This window comes from Mycolicibacter longobardus, assembly GCF_002102265.1.
Classification (GTDB): domain Bacteria; phylum Actinomycetota; class Actinomycetes; order Mycobacteriales; family Mycobacteriaceae; genus Mycobacterium; species Mycobacterium longobardum.
This window is the reverse complement of sequence record NZ_LQPG01000039.1, coordinates 74187-87883: the sequence shown is the minus strand read 5'-3', so window position 1 is coordinate 87883 and position 13697 is coordinate 74187. Positions and strand designations below refer to the sequence as shown.

23 protein-coding genes are annotated in these 13697 nt (G+C 65.0%); 8 read left to right on the top strand and 15 right to left on the bottom strand.

All coding sequences use genetic code 11. The features are described 5' to 3' along the window. Window positions 1-21 precede the first annotated feature (21 nt). From AWC16_RS19480 to AWC16_RS19455, 7 genes are all read right to left on the bottom strand, one after another. Complete coding sequence (locus tag AWC16_RS19480) at window positions 22-303, bottom strand: hypothetical protein (protein ID WP_085266371.1); 282 nt, start codon at window positions 301-303, stop codon at window positions 22-24. A 135-nt stretch (window positions 304-438) separates the two neighbouring features. Beyond that, window positions 439-747, bottom strand: coding sequence for a hypothetical protein (locus AWC16_RS24120; protein ID WP_133056009.1), 309 nt, complete (start codon window positions 745-747; stop codon window positions 439-441). Window positions 748-1032: 285 nt separating this feature from the next. Further along, the gene (locus AWC16_RS19475) at window positions 1033-1227 is read right to left on the bottom strand and encodes a hypothetical protein (protein ID WP_133056008.1); all 195 of its coding nucleotides are present in this window, start codon (window positions 1225-1227) and stop codon (window positions 1033-1035) included. A 183-nt stretch (window positions 1228-1410) separates the two neighbouring features. Beyond that, on the bottom strand, window positions 1411-1683 hold the full coding sequence (locus AWC16_RS19470) for a hypothetical protein (RefSeq protein ID WP_085266369.1): 273 nt from the start codon (window positions 1681-1683) through the stop codon (window positions 1411-1413). 207 nt (window positions 1684-1890) lie between these two features. Continuing rightward, on the bottom strand, window positions 1891-2151 hold the full coding sequence (locus AWC16_RS19465; RefSeq protein ID WP_133056007.1) for a hypothetical protein: 261 nt from the start codon (window positions 2149-2151) through the stop codon (window positions 1891-1893). Between the two features lie 414 nt (window positions 2152-2565). Next, window positions 2566-3711: a hypothetical protein gene (locus tag AWC16_RS24115; protein WP_133056006.1), complete on the bottom strand. Its 1146-nt coding sequence runs from the start codon at window positions 3709-3711 to the stop codon at window positions 2566-2568. Between the two features lie 237 nt (window positions 3712-3948). Beyond that, entirely contained in the window at window positions 3949-4323 is a 375-nt protein-coding gene (locus tag AWC16_RS19455) for a hypothetical protein (RefSeq protein ID WP_085266366.1), read from the bottom strand. A 122-nt stretch (window positions 4324-4445) separates the two neighbouring features. Between AWC16_RS19455 and AWC16_RS19450 the strand changes: the two genes are divergently transcribed. From AWC16_RS19450 to AWC16_RS19440, 3 genes are read left to right on the top strand one after another with little or no spacing between them, the layout of a single operon-like run. Beyond that, complete coding sequence (locus tag AWC16_RS19450; protein WP_133056005.1) at window positions 4446-5897, top strand: hypothetical protein; 1452 nt, start codon at window positions 4446-4448, stop codon at window positions 5895-5897. 15 nt (window positions 5898-5912) lie between these two features. Continuing rightward, a complete protein-coding gene (locus tag AWC16_RS19445) occupies window positions 5913-7004 on the top strand; it encodes a Gfo/Idh/MocA family protein (RefSeq protein WP_234812350.1) in 1092 nt (363 codons plus the stop codon). Continuing rightward, window positions 7001-7975, top strand: a complete 975-nt coding sequence (locus AWC16_RS19440) for a Gfo/Idh/MocA family protein (RefSeq protein ID WP_085266364.1) — start codon at window positions 7001-7003, stop codon at window positions 7973-7975. Before AWC16_RS19445 ends, AWC16_RS19440 begins: the two co-directional genes overlap by 4 nt. A gap of 42 nt (window positions 7976-8017) precedes the next feature. Here the strand turns inward: AWC16_RS19440 and AWC16_RS19435 are convergent, their stop codons facing one another. From AWC16_RS19435 to AWC16_RS19415, 5 genes are all read right to left on the bottom strand, one after another. After that, on the bottom strand, window positions 8018-8416 hold the full coding sequence (locus tag AWC16_RS19435) for a hypothetical protein (RefSeq protein ID WP_085266363.1): 399 nt from the start codon (window positions 8414-8416) through the stop codon (window positions 8018-8020). Continuing rightward, window positions 8413-8625, bottom strand: a complete 213-nt coding sequence (locus tag AWC16_RS19430) for a hypothetical protein (protein WP_085266362.1) — start codon at window positions 8623-8625, stop codon at window positions 8413-8415. Before AWC16_RS19430 ends, AWC16_RS19435 begins: the two co-directional genes overlap by 4 nt. Before the next feature lie 110 nt (window positions 8626-8735). After that, window positions 8736-9344 carry a hypothetical protein gene (locus AWC16_RS19425; RefSeq protein WP_085266361.1) on the bottom strand — a complete coding sequence of 203 codons (609 nt, stop codon included), beginning with the start codon at window positions 9342-9344 and terminating at the stop codon, window positions 8736-8738. A gap of 10 nt (window positions 9345-9354) precedes the next feature. Beyond that, window positions 9355-9690 carry a hypothetical protein gene (locus AWC16_RS19420; protein ID WP_085266360.1) on the bottom strand — a complete coding sequence of 112 codons (336 nt, stop codon included), beginning with the start codon at window positions 9688-9690 and terminating at the stop codon, window positions 9355-9357. Between the two features lie 96 nt (window positions 9691-9786). Further along, complete coding sequence (locus tag AWC16_RS19415) at window positions 9787-10695, bottom strand: alpha/beta fold hydrolase (RefSeq protein ID WP_085266359.1); 909 nt, start codon at window positions 10693-10695, stop codon at window positions 9787-9789. A 537-nt stretch (window positions 10696-11232) separates the two neighbouring features. On the opposite strand from AWC16_RS19415, the gene AWC16_RS19410 reads away from it, so the two are divergent. Genes AWC16_RS19410 through AWC16_RS19390 form a run of 5 tightly spaced genes read left to right on the top strand, consistent with a single transcriptional unit; the run spans window position 11233 to window position 12480 of the window. Next, window positions 11233-11451, top strand: a complete 219-nt coding sequence (locus AWC16_RS19410; protein ID WP_133056004.1) for a hypothetical protein — start codon at window positions 11233-11235, stop codon at window positions 11449-11451. A gap of 33 nt (window positions 11452-11484) precedes the next feature. Continuing rightward, complete coding sequence (locus tag AWC16_RS19405) at window positions 11485-11712, top strand: hypothetical protein (RefSeq protein WP_085266357.1); 228 nt, start codon at window positions 11485-11487, stop codon at window positions 11710-11712. Next, window positions 11705-12001 (top strand): hypothetical protein, encoded by a 297-nt coding sequence (locus AWC16_RS19400; RefSeq protein ID WP_112683151.1) that lies wholly within the window; start codon window positions 11705-11707, stop codon window positions 11999-12001. The genes AWC16_RS19405 and AWC16_RS19400 overlap by 8 nt, the downstream gene beginning before the upstream one ends. Before the next feature lie 33 nt (window positions 12002-12034). Then, entirely contained in the window at window positions 12035-12250 is a 216-nt protein-coding gene (locus AWC16_RS19395) for a hypothetical protein (RefSeq protein WP_133056003.1), read from the top strand. Next, window positions 12247-12480, top strand: coding sequence for a hypothetical protein (locus tag AWC16_RS19390; RefSeq protein ID WP_085266354.1), 234 nt, complete (start codon window positions 12247-12249; stop codon window positions 12478-12480). Before AWC16_RS19395 ends, AWC16_RS19390 begins: the two co-directional genes overlap by 4 nt. 41 nt (window positions 12481-12521) lie before the next feature. Here AWC16_RS19390 and AWC16_RS19385 read toward each other — a convergent pair whose 3' ends face one another. The 3 genes from AWC16_RS19385 to AWC16_RS24510 form a co-directional block, all read right to left on the bottom strand. Further along, window positions 12522-12770 carry a hypothetical protein gene (locus AWC16_RS19385; RefSeq protein ID WP_085266353.1) on the bottom strand — a complete coding sequence of 83 codons (249 nt, stop codon included), beginning with the start codon at window positions 12768-12770 and terminating at the stop codon, window positions 12522-12524. 222 nt (window positions 12771-12992) lie between these two features. Beyond that, window positions 12993-13349: a hypothetical protein gene (locus tag AWC16_RS19380; RefSeq protein WP_085266352.1), complete on the bottom strand. Its 357-nt coding sequence runs from the start codon at window positions 13347-13349 to the stop codon at window positions 12993-12995. Between the two features lie 172 nt (window positions 13350-13521). Next, on the bottom strand, window positions 13522-13695 hold the full coding sequence (locus AWC16_RS24510) for a hypothetical protein (RefSeq protein WP_165759269.1): 174 nt from the start codon (window positions 13693-13695) through the stop codon (window positions 13522-13524). Window positions 13696-13697: the final 2 nt, after the last annotated feature.

Below are 13697 nucleotides of genomic sequence, written 5' to 3'. Positions count from 1 at the left end.
GGCGTCAGGCTCGCCCACCCACTAGGCGTTGATGACGAAGGTTCCCAGGCAATCGAGTGCCCGCTTGTCCGAGGGCAGCATGTCGAACGTGTGGTAGCCGTGGGCGTTTCGGGTGGCGGCGATGTCATCAAGCAGATCACTCTTGGACACCGCGGCCCCGCTGGCGAAAGCCGCCAGGACATGGCCGATGGACCCAGGTGATTGCCACCACGACGCGATGGTGACAGCGGTTTCCGGCTCGACCTCACGGCCACCGCCGGCGAATACGCTCTCGACGTCGCGGCGGGCCTGATCTTCACTCACGTGAGAAGCCCGGACTCGAATTGTGTCGCTCATGATCCCCCAAGAACTTGTCGTGGCTGTTGCGACCGGTTGCCTGATCGGAGTGGGCGCTGACCTCCGAGCGCGTCGGCGATAGTTTCGAAACGCCCGAGACCCCTATGCGGGGTAGATGCACAGGGCGTAGGCGGCGTAGGGCTCGAGGAATACGCCCAGCTCCTCGGCTCGCTGCCTGATGCTGGTGTCGTAGGCCGCCTCGATGGCCCAGGAGTCGGGCCCACCTTCCAGCAGCACCGACGGCGTCGGCCGGCCAGGCCAGTCCCAGTCCATCACCAACTCAGGACCTAGCGCACGCCTGGCGGCCTCCGGACCGGTCGGGACCGGTACCCCCGGTTCGTCGCCCCACCCACGATCACCCAGCCATGCTGCGACCGCAGCCAGAACTGCCTCGGCTTGCCCCTTTCTCACTGCCCCCATTGCTCCCCCAGTTTCGAACGCTCCCAATCAATCGGTCAGCTGCGCCAGCCGGTCATCCTGGTCAGCTCGATCCAGTGTTGCTCGCCACGCCCGCCCATTTCGGTCTGCGACACGTCGAAGTCGGCACTACCGCAACCGCATCCACTGCCCTCCCGACAACCGACACACCGCCCACCAGTGGCGCGCCCGCGTTCACCTCAGCCGACCCGACGCCGCGACTACACAGCGCGACTACGCCCCCATGCGGGCTGGATGCTGCACGACACCCGATTTCCCTCAGTGCCCGGGAAACAGGCGTGCGGCAGCCGCGTCCGCAACCGCCATCGCCGCGGCCAGACCCGCATCGCCATCCACCGACCCGTAGTCGAGCTTCCTGCCGCAGGATCCATCGCTGACCTGCCACTGGTACTCGAGCGGCGCGTCTTCGTCGTCCCACTGTTCAAAGTCGACGTACACCCTGATTCGGTCCAAGCCTTCCAACTTGCGCACATACGATCGCCGAAATCCATAGCCCCCGTTCGGCTCCCACGTACCCACGAGACCTCCCCTTTTGTCGTCACTCCCCCTGGCGCACCGTGCGCCCGGATGGTACGCACGGTGCCTGACACCCGCGGCCCGTGTTCTACGCGGTCCCGGACCGCCAGCTCGCTGGCCCTACTGCGTCGGGCCGCCGACCGGGACAACCGGCTCGCCGGTGTCGAGGTCATAGGCCCGCGTGATTGCTGACGGCGGAACAGCTTCGAACACGACCGCTTCAAACCCGATCCGAAGATCGACGTGCACCATCTCCTCGTCTACGTCCGCGACGAGCACGATCAGGTCCTCGTCGACGTGCTCGAATGCTTCGCTGAGCCAGTTCCAGCACGCATCGCTCAGCGCCTGCTCGTCGGTGAAGAAGTACGTCGCAGGCTCGGTCTCCAGGTACACAGACCGAAGTCCTATCCGCGGCTCGAACCCGTGCCGCAGGATCGACTCCGCCGACGAGCGTGGTGTCACATGCAGTAACCGCACCGCACCCCCAGGTCAGGAACGCGCATCGAGGGCCGGGACGCACAACCACGACGCTGCTTCTGGAAGCATTTCGCCGCCGGCGGACCACCTGGCCGCGCATCTGGGCGACATCCCTCACCGTCGCTACCAGTCCGGTATCTCTATCCCGTGCTCAGTAGCCAAGGCCCGCCCGACATCCGTGAACCGGACCCAGGTGCTGCCTGGTTCGTCGCTGAAGGTGGTGATGAGCCCAGCCTGCTTGAGCTGAGTGAGATTCCCCCGATCTTCCTTTGCACCACCGACATTCCCACCCACGAGTGGACTGCCACCCCAATTCCCGGCATCCGCGGCATAGGCGAGGAACAGCTCCATGGAGCGCGGCGTGATGCCACTGACTTTGCTCATGCAATCCAACATACGAATCAGCCCATCCGAAACAGCTGCGCGACGCGGAGGGGCCCCGGAGTTTCAATGAACAACGGCCAGGAGCTGTTCAGCAGCCACAGCTGAGCACTCAGGACAGCATCACCGCCTGCAGGTAGCTCTGCCGGCCAACTAAACCCCGGGCCCTTCAGTGCCGGGGAAACAAGGCAGCGCCCGCACCCCGCCCAGCTAGCTACCGCGCCGACCCCACAACAGCAGCGCACCGCTGATGCAACGCATCCGCGGCACGGCGCCCGAGCATGAGGTTTCGTCCCATTGGATCGTGAAGATGCCGGGCCGCAGGCCGTGGTCGACTCATCGGATTCGCGTCCGGCGTCGGAACCAATAAGGGGCAGCAGCTCTGCGGGTATTGTCCGTGCTCGTTCCCCTGCGCAGTTATAGGAATGCCCATTCCACGGAGGGCTCCGATGCCACCACCTGGCCGCCGACCACGATGCTCAGGCCCTCGGATGTCGCTTCGTATCGGGTGCCATCAGCAGGGTTGATCGCGGTGAAGCCGTTCGAGTTCGAGGTGACCGTGTCGACACGGATCGCCGCTGAGTCACTCAGCCGCACTCCCTTGTAATAGAGGCTTTCGCCCGGTCCGTAACAAATCACCACGAGTGACGAAGCAGTTCGCAGGAGCATCGCCGCATGATCTGCGATATCGCAGCGCGCGGAAGGGGACCCCAGAAATCCTTGAGTGTCCGCACCGGAGACGGGGAGCGGCGGGGTTGATCCGGGAACCGATACGTTCGGCGGGGGCGGTGGAGGAGGTTCCGGCCACGGCGGGGGCTGAGCTGTTTCTGGTGACGGAGGCGATTGCCGGCGCTCAGGAGCCGGAGGCGGCGTGTTCCAATGACACTCAAGCGTGCGGAAGAAAAGGCTGTCCAGATCGCCGTCTGAGTCCTGCCGCCCAAACACCGCTGGTTGTACGTCTACGTTAGCTTTGAATGGTCCACTGCCGAGTATCTCGCGCTGGCCAGCCAAATCGAGGACCAGGGTGAGGACCTGTCCATCGGCCGTGGATGAGACCAACACGTTCTTGGGAGCCGATTTGTCAAACTCTGAAACATCGGCCTTCCAGCCCCAACCTACGCTCGGCGCCGGCGACGTTACATAGATCGGCCGGTCGTCGTGCGCTGGGATAATTTCGAACACAATATCGATGCTGCCGGGTGCTTCTACGGGACCGAAGGGGCCCCGAACCACCCGCGGAGGGCGCGGCACCTTTACGGCAAAAGTCACTTCCAACTGCAGGCGTTGTCCACCCGCATGGGACAGCGTTACCTGCTGGACCCGCGTGACCGCGGGACCCATGGGGCTGGGATCATTACCCTTTGGCTGGCAACCCATGGTGTGAGGAAGCGCTGACCATCGGGTCGAACCGGGATCATCCTTTGCGCACCCAGCGGCGGCAACGGTGGCGCCAACCACGAGAACCACGATTCGCACTGCACGCACCACCCAACCGGTGACCATCATGAAAATGATTACAGCAAACGCCCGGCAGCCGCGTGCTGCAGCGGCGACATCCGACATCGTCACCACGTCGACGCGGGCAAGCGCAACTATCTGACCTCGAGCGAGAAGAAGGCGTTGACTGCAACCGGCTACCGCCGGGGCCCTAGGCCAAGCGAGACGCAACCTGCAGGTTCAGCGAATCGACGGCCTGGGCGACACCGCCACGGGGGCAACCGTCTGGCGGCGGGTCCAAGCAGGGCAGGCCGGGCACCCTTAGTTCAATGTCCCGCGGCGTAGCCGAGGATGCTTGCCCTGTTATGCGGCGTGGGCCGCAATTGGGGCGGGTTCGGCGCGGCCTTGCAGAAGAAGGACGACTCCCGTGTCGGGGCCGGTGCTGCCGGGTTCCCACGACGTTGGCACGACGTGAAGGTGGTGGACGGCCTGCAGCCAGTGGTCGACGGCCGCCAAGACGTCGGGCACGGGTTGGGGTAGCAGCGTCTCCGAGACCACGGTCTCGATGACGTCCGGTGTGGGGTCGTCCGGCCACTGTCGCGTTTCTTCCCGGATCAGGGCGGCCTGCAGGGGGCTGTCCGGTGTTTCCTGGGATACCTCGCAGACCATCGTCACTTCGACGGTCGGGGAATCATCTTCTGCGCCTGAAATCGTGTTGGTGCGGTCGTCGATAAGCATTGGTTGCCCCCAATTGGAGTGGGATCGTCCTTGATTTCGTGATCCCATCGTCAGCAACCAGCCAAGGGGCCGTCAATGGACGCAAGCACCCTTGAGCAGGGTTTGAGCCATTTTGTGCCATAGTGAGCCAATGGTTAACAGTCACTGTCCACGCTGGCGTTAACCATGCAACCCGCGGTAACTGGGGAGGCAGGCTGACTGACGACGACGCTCTTGATGATCTGGACCCGCGCCTGACCTTTTTGCGCAGTGAGCTCTACCGGCTGCGATTGGCGGCGGGTGAGCCGAGCCTGCGCTCGGTGGCCCAGAAAACGGGGTGGAGTCGGGCCACGGTCAGCAGGATCTTCACCTGCGCCGCGCTACCGAAGTGGGATCCCCTAGAAGCCGTTGTCGCGCACCTGGGCGGCGATTCGGACAGATTCCGGCAGCTCTGGATGGCCTGCAAGTCGATCGACATCCCCGTACCGCCCGTTGCGCCCACCCTGCCAGCGCCACCACCCGATGTGCCGCCCTCCCAGCGCCCGCTGGTGGCGCCCTCCAAGCGCCCGACACGCCGCCGCAACATGGTGGCGCTGTCCGCGGCCGGGTTGGCCGTGGTTATTGCCGCCGTGATCACCACCAGCTGGATCGCCGGGCGACATCCCGACAGTGCCACCGGCCAACCCCCCAGCAGTCGGCCAGCAGCCACGGTGGCGCGCATCGTCACGACCATTCCTGTCGGGAAGCGCCCTGAAGCTGTGGCCGTCGACCCAACGTCCCGCACCATCTACACCGTCAACTACGGAGACGGCACGGTGTCAGTGATCGATGCCGGGAAACAGGCGGTGACCGCGACCATCCCTGTGGGCTCCGGACCAGCTGACGTGGCACTCGATCCTGCCAGCCACACCGCCGTCGTCACGAACAATCGTGACGACACCGCATCGATCATCGACACTGCTCACAACACCGTTGTCGCCAGTGTGAAGGTCGGTACGAACCCGTGGGGCGTGGCGATCGATCCGACGGATCGCGCAGCGTATGTGGCCAACATGTGGGATTACAGCGTGTCGGTAGTCAACCTCGATAGCCACACCGTGACCGCAACGATCCCAGTCGGGAAAAACCCGTACGGCATCGCCATTGATCACGCTTCACACACGGCCTATGTCGCAAACAGCAGCGACGGCACTGTCTCGGTAATCAACACCCTCACACGCGCCGTTGAGGCGACCATTCCGGTCGGCAACGATCCGCGAGGCGTGGCTATCGATACCGCTCACCACACTGCGCTCGTCACCAACGAAGCGGAGGGGGCCGTTACCGTTGTCGACCTCGCGACGCGGCGTGTGGCCGCAACACTTCATGTCGGCAACAGTCCGTTCGGGGTGACCGTCGATCGCGGATACCATACGGCGTACACCGCCAATCACGACAGCAGCCTGACGGTGATCGACACCGACAAATTGGTGGTCGCCGGCGCTATCCGGATCGGCAAGGAAACCTTCACCGTCGACGTTGATCCCGTCACCCACACCGTGTACACCGCCAACGACGACAACACTGTCTCGGTGATCGACCCGTCCCAGCCCTGAAACGAGAAGAGGCACGTGAGGCAACGACAGGTTCCACGCAGCGCGATCATCGGCGCCGGCATGGTCGGATCGGTACATGCACACGCCGTTCACCGTGCCGGCGGCCAGCTCACAGCGATCGCCGCCAGCACGCCGCACAACAGCGACGTGGCCGCCGCCCGGCTTGGCGCCGGCAGGGCAGCCACCCCCGAAGAGATATTCGTTGCCGACGACGTCGACGTCGTGCACATCTGTACACCCAACAACTTGCACTTCGAGCAAGTCCTGACCGCACTGGCCGCTGGCAAACATGTCATCTGCGAAAAGCCTTTAGCAACAAACGTTGCCGACGCTCAAGCCCTGGCAACTGCCGCACGCGAAGCCGGCACGGTGGCCGCAGTGTCGTTCATCTACCGGTTCTACCCGATGGTCAGAGAGGCCCGACACCGCCTGTCCGGGACGCAGGTGTGGATGCTTCATGGTGGCTACGTTCAGGACCACCAGGCCGAGGCCGAGCCCACTGGGTGGCGTTCGGACCCCGCCCAGTCCGGGGTGTCGGCTACCTTCGCCGACATCGGCTCGCATTGGTGCGATCTGGCCGAGTTTGTCACCGGGCAACGCATCACCGAAGTCGTCGCCGCCGAGGCCTGCGCCCCGCGCAGCACCATCCGCCAAGACGACGGCGCAGTCGTGGCCTTCCGTACCGACTGCGGTGCCATCGGCAGTATCGTGGTCACTCAGTCTTCACCTGGGAGGAAGAACCAGCTCGCGTTCTCCTTCGATGCCCGCGATATCGCGATCCAGTTCGACGGTGAACGTCCCGACGAATTGATCATCGGCGGCCTGGCCTCGACTACGACGCTGCTGCGTGACGCCGCGATTCTCGACCCCGCCGCGGCCCGCTACTCGCTGCTGCCCGCCGGGCACCCACAGGGCTACCAAGACTGCTTCAACGCGTTCGTCGCTGACGTTTACGACGCCATTGCGACCGGGACCGCGCCCGACGGTCTACCGCAGTTCGCCGATGGGGTCCGTGCAGCCACCATCCACGCCGCCATCGCCGAATCCGTGGCCAATGGCACGTGGGCGCGGGTCCCAGCGCCCATGATCGCAGGAGCCACGCAATGACGGTCGATCCAATCCGGGTGGCGCTGATCGGGCTCGGTGGCATGGGCAATACCCACCTAAAGATCGTCGCCGGCCTCCCGCAAGCCACGATCACCGCGATCGCCGATACCCACGTCCCGTTCGCAGACCGCGCTGCTCACCTCGTGCCGGCCGCCGGGGTCTTCTACGACCCGATCGACTGCGTCAACAACGCCGACATCGACGCAGTATTGATCGCAACCGCCGACGACACTCACTTCGCCATCACGCAGGCCTGCATCAAGCGAGGCCTTCCCACGCTGTGCGAAAAGCCGCTCACTACAACTGCCCACGAATCGCGCCAGATTGTCGAATCCGAACATGCCGCCGGCCGCCCTCTCGTGCAGGTCGGCTGGATGCGCCGCTTCGACCCCGACTACCTCGCCCTGCATTCTCAACTGCACGCCGCCGGCAGTGGCTCACCCGTGCTCATCAGCCAACGGCACCGAAACCCGCTGTCGGTCATCACTTTCGACGAACGCGAACTCATCACCAGCTCCGCCTCTCACGACATCGACATTTTCCGGTGGCTGACCGGCGATGACATCGCCGAGGTTTCGACAGCCAGTACCACCAGCAGCGACGGCAACACCGTGCTCGTCGTCCTCACCTTGACTTCCCAGACCGGCATCGTTGGAGTCATCGAGCTCGTCCGGGGCCCCGGCCTGTCCTACGACATCGGCTGTGAGATCGTCACCGGAACCGGCCCCCTAGCTCTGACCCCCACCGAACCTGACCCATCCGACCCGGCCCCCCTCGACGTGGAGGCCGAAGCATGGATGCAACGCTTTGCTCACGCCTACCGGGCACAGGACGCCGGCTGGCTCGCTGCAATCGCCGCCGGCACCAACGTCGTCGGCGCAACCGCTAACGACGGTTACGCGGTCAATGCGGTTATCGACGCTGCTCTGGCATCACTCGACAGCGGTCGCCCCACCGCCGTCCAGCGCTAGTTGTCCTGAGACACACCAGACCTAGCGCCACCACCACCACTGCTACCGCTTATCGACGGCGTTGTTCCATGATCCGTCATCGGTGTAGTCCGTGGCATCGAGGTCCCAGAGTTCCCCGTCGGGCCCAAGGACGGTGTCGTGGCCGCAGTGTGGGCATCGGAAGGCGGTCATGACGCCGACCAGCTGACGCCCTGCCAACAGTCGAGCGCGGCTGATCGCAGGCGGCGCGGTCGCGGGATCAGTCCAGATCCGCCCGACGTTCATGGCCGGCGGCCGGGTATCACCGCAGCGGGTACAGCACTGCGGCGCACGGGGCGGCGGGCACACGAATACTTCCAGGGGCGGCCGCCAATCACCCCACTGCACGGCCAGTCCGTCCCAGCGCGGCGGCAGGTCGTGTTCGCGGGGCCACAGATCCAAGCCGATCTGCTCGCTGCTCATGGCGTCACGCCTGGGTGCGGGACCGACGCGTCGAGGAACGCCGGCGGTTCCAGGTTGCGACTCAGATCGCCGATACGGCCCTCGAGGTCTTGTATGTCCCAGTCCAGCTGCTCTCGTTCAGAGCTGCCCGCTGACGCTTCCTGGTACCGCCGTTCCAGGGCCATCTTGATGTACATCGCCTCATCGAGATCCATATCCTCGACATACATGCCAACGGTCTCCTCAGTTGTCGGTGTTGTGATGCAGTCTGGCTGCGTGATTCGCGCGCTCGACACGCCTGCATCGCTTGGCGGGGCTCCCGACACGGTGGGGTCATCGGTCAACCACGCATTTCCCAATGGGGCTCACACAGCGTCGTCGCGCTGCTGCGGAGATCGCGTAGTTCTCCTGGCAGACCGCATCTCTCGCACACCGCAGCGGCGCGGATCTGCGCCTGGGCGATCAACGCCCGCACCTGAAGTTCGCTACTGGTGGTGTCGATGGTCAGATTCCCATCCGCTTGCGCGATGTGCAGGTATTGCGCCGCGGGATCGGCGGCGGCGATCTCTTGGTCAAGGTCAGCAATGACGCGATACCAGCCGGGCCCGCACACAATCGTGTGCGGCGCGTCTGCTGCGAAGCGAGCCCGCACAGATGCCAGCGCGTCCCAGTTGAGTAGGGCACGGCATTCGGCCAGCACCGCGCCAGCGCCATCGGACAACGTCGCGCCGGCGGGCACTGAGTCGAGGATCTCTTGGGCCGCGGCCCGCCGTTGCACGCCGTCCGGGTCTCTCGCCTGCAGGTGGGCGCGAACAACGTCACGTGGCGTAGACGGTGTGTCCGTGGCGTTGATTCGGTGCAGCCAGGTGTAGTCCAGCAGGCCGAGGTCGAACTCGACCCATCCACCTGCTATCAGGTAGACGTCGTCCGGAAATCTGATGTCAGCCATCGTGGTCGAGCTAGCCGCAGTCCCACTCCGGATGTCCCGGGTAGCTGACCCGAACGCACCCCATGGCCGGCGCTCCGTAGTCACGCAGCGGCATGTAGGTGACCTCGAATTCCGGGTCACCGTTCCAGTACAGGGTTCCGGTCACGTAGAGGATTCCGTCATCATCGCGCATCTCGAACGTGTGGTGGTGTTCGTAGTTGGCGTCCAGGGCGGCTTTGGTGTCGCCGTTGGCACCCCGTGGCCCGTAAACCCCTTCACACCCGACGGGCTCGTTGTGGTTGAACTCGTTCAGTGAGCGTTCGAGATGATCACGGTCGATGATCCAAGCGTAGAGCGAAGTCGTCATGTCTGTCAGTCTGGCGAGACTGCCCTGACGGAACTGCGGCACGACACGCGACCGGCCGGACTTTCACCGCGCTGCTCGCAGGGCAGGGTTCGCGCGTCAGCCGACGCAGGCAAGGTCGTAGGCGCGAGCGCGGGCAACGAGTTTGCCGATGGCGGTGCTGATCAAACGTGGCCGCTCGAGTTCCAGCATGTGCCCAGCGCCTGGGACGCGCACGAATTCCGAATAGGGAAGCACCTTGGCTAGCGCCGCGGAGTGGGCCAATGGGGTGATCGGATCCTGCTCACCGCAGGCAACGAGCGCAGGCAGGTGCGTCAGCGCAGATACGCCTTGCTTCTGGTCGTAGGCCCGGAACTCCATCAGCAGCGCGGCGATGGTCGAGATCGCCGTTTGCCCAATCATGCGACAACACTGCGAGTTAGCCGCCATCGCGGGCGATTTCATCGCCGGAATGCCCAGCAATGGCGCCAGACTGGTGCGGGCCATCGCCCAGGCCTGAGTGGTTCGGCGGGGAAACCGCTGAGCAGCCAGCTGCAGCAAGGGCACTGCCGGAGTGTGCAGAGCGCGCCCGATCCCGTGACTGCCTAGTTCGTCGGCGGCGGTCGATACCAGCGCCACCCCGGCCACTCGTCGCAGCGTTTCGGCGTGCCGTGCGGCGAACGCCAGAATCGCCATGCCTCCCATCGAATGTCCGGCCAGCACGACCCGCCCTTGCGGTGCGGTTTGTGAGATCACCGTGTCCAGGTCATCGCCGAGCTGGTTGATCGTGTACGTCTCAGCTGGCGCCGGGGCCGAGGCGCCGTGACCGCGGTGGTCGTAGAACACCATCCGCACATCGTCTCCGACATGCTCGGGCAGGTGGTGGCGCTGGGGAGCCCAGGCGGCCTTGCTCAGACAGAAGCCGTGGCTGAAGATCACGGTCAGGGCCGCGTCGGGCGGACCGATTTCTTCGACGGCCAGCTCGGTTCCATCTGCCGCGCTGATGCGCTGCGTTCGCTGCCCCCTCATGGTCCCCCCTGAGATCGCGCTATGCGGCCTCGCCGTGGCCTTCGTTTGGAAAGGAAGGCGCACTGTCAGCGGCGATCTGAAACCTGCTCGCAGTCTCGCGAATTGACACGGGCGCCGCCGAAACGCCGGCTCGGTGCTCGCCCCGCCAGACTGCTCTCATGCCCACTGTGCCCCCCTCATTTCCGATGATGGCACCGGCATAGGAGCCAGTCTGGGCATCGCCACGCCGCCCGGCGGATTTTCGCTGCCGATCCACGCGGCCGGAGCGCAGCTCGACGCTGGGCCTAATAGAGCCCGGCTCGGCGGCACCGCAGAGGGGGGTCTGCGATCGAGCCGAGCCGGGTCGCGTGTGCTCGCCACACGCGCTGCGCCGAGATCACGAAGAAGGGGGGGGTATCGGCCCCGGCGCCGTACCGAGTTTATCGCCGCGCACCGTGTTCGCTGGGATGCTAGCGGCGCGCCGCAGGGGTCCCTGGCGGGTCAAACCGGGGGCATCGACGTGTCGCGGCCAGAGCGGCGCCCTCAGGGCACGTTAGCGTGGATTTCGATGGCAAAGCCGCAGCGTGCGGCATGCGAATCGGGGGGCAAGACGGTATGGCCAATTGGCGCATCGACGACCTGGCGATGGATCAGGTTTCCATTATCGAAGCCGACACCCAGGAAGCTGCAGTCCAGGCCTATCTGGAGTGCCGTGAGTCGAATCTGCTCGTATGCCCTGCTACCGACGTCGACGTCGCCAACTTCGGCCGCGACTAGTGCTACCGCGACGGTGACCAGGGGGATGTGTCTATGAGCTACCGCTGGGACGATCGGGAGCCCAACCCGATTCACGAGGCCGAGCGTGACGAATACCGGGCCGCCCTTGCGGCCGCTCCAGAGCCTGACCCGCTCACCTGCACGCACCGCTACGTTCGCACGCGTGGCGGCGGCGGGCGGTGCCACTGCGGCGATTCCATCTCTCTTGAGGACCTCTGCAGCGGGGAAGCCGACTACTGCAACGGGTTCGACGATGAGTGAATGCGTGATATGGCTGCGATGCGAGCCGGGTTCGGGAGGCACCAGGATCGACGAGGTGTCCAGTGGCGGTGGTCGCGTCTTGCTGGGCACCACCGCGCAGTGCACAACGGATCCGGAGCGCATTGCGCTGGCTCTGCAGCACGGGTTCGTCACGCGGGCAGAGCGCGAATATGCCCGCCTGATTTCGATCGAGCCACCTTCGGTCGAGCCCGGAACAGAACAGGACTGGACCTACTGGGCACTGCGCTTCGACCTGACCGACTACCTAGACGCGCTGGCCAAACTGTGAACGCTCCAGCGAAGCACAAGGAGCACCGGCACAGTGAATGATCTTGTCTGGATGGTTGCGCGCTACAGCGCTCGACACGGCCTGAGCTGTACCGCGCACCAAACCGAGGCCGCCGCACTGGGTTACGTGCGCTACCTCTACTGCATTCCTGCCGACGTCGCAGACAGTGACGTCGTTTCGTGGGTGAGCCTCAATACCGGCGACCAGGCTCTGGTCACCTACGACGATCCGGCACAGGAGCCCCGATGAACGCACTACTGGACCTTGCCCACGCCCACGCCGACTACCTCGCGGCGACAGCTTCCGCTGGCGCAACTGGCCATGTGACTCTGTCGTCGGTGCGGGCCCTGCGCCGCCGCGTCCTACGCCCGCTGCAGGCCGCGCGACGTGCCCTGCGGGCAGTGCTGTTCTACGCGCTGGGCCTGGGCGCACTGTGGGTAACGCTGTCCTACCTCGTTCAGACGCACCCCGCCGTGTAGCAGCAAGCCGCCGCGGGCCCGCCGCGCGCTACCAGGCGGGTTCAGCAGCCGTACGACCAGAATCGGATCGAGGTGTTGTCGTAAAGACGCTGCAGCATACCGGTGTCGGGTAGCTCAGCGACGGCGTAGAGGAAGCCGTGGTCCGCGTCGTAGAACACGACCGATCGTCCGACGTCGAGACTGGCCCGCTCGAGCAGTTCAGCGTTGATGAATGTGACCATCAGGCCGTGGTTGATCTCCCGGCGCATGGCATCGATCTGTTGCGGGTCGAGCTGCTGGATCGAACTCATTGGTGACTCCTCCCAAAGTCGGTGAACATGGTGTTGCGGTGCGGGCCGGTCATTGAAGCGACGTGACCTTGTTGTCGCAACGGCAGCAGATCGGCACTTGGCCGAGCGGGCCGGCGTCGCGCAATCCGTTGGCCGGGTTGCTGCACCGCGCGAACCACTGACAGGCAACCGGTTCCCCGGTTCCGCTGGCGTTTGCGTACACCCGGTCGTCAGGGTCGAGGCTCATCCGACCGGGCTCTCGGATGCACGGTTGGTGATCTGTTCGGCGACAAGCGCTACCGGCGCCCAGCCGCAGCTCTCCACCGCGTAGGCGAGCTCGCCGACGATGACGACGTCGCCCACACTGAGGCTTCGGTTGCGGTTAAGGCGGTACCGCAGCGCCCACTCCGCGGTGGGGGTGTCGATATTGAGTTCACGAAACACGGATTCGAGTGCCTGCACCGGAACTCCGTCGGCGATCTGACTGACGAGTTCCTCGGGTAGCTCGAAGGCGGCAACCTCGCTCAGTGTGGCGCCGTGCCGGTACCCGCGGAAATTCTCCTCCGATTGGTTCAACAGCACGCGGACGTCAATTGCCATAGTTCCCCCCATTTTTGGCGGGCCGCTGATGCGGTCCCGCCGGTCATTCCCCCTATGAATCGACGTTAGCGAGCAGGCCCATCTTCATCAGGTAGTGACGCGTCCGGACCCCGACTTCCTCGACGCCGGATTCTCCGGGGACTCGTGCCCCTGAATGCTGCGGCGGTCAGGATCATCCGTAGCGCCGGTCGGCGCAGTTCCCGCAGTAACCGTCGTAGCTGTCGCCGCTGTCAGCGTCCCCGTCGCATCCCTCAGTGCCGCACTGCGAGAACTCGTGCTCCTCACACCGGTCCTCGGCGTCGGCCTTCGGCTCGCGGCAGCCGTTCCACCCGCACACCGTGCCCATCG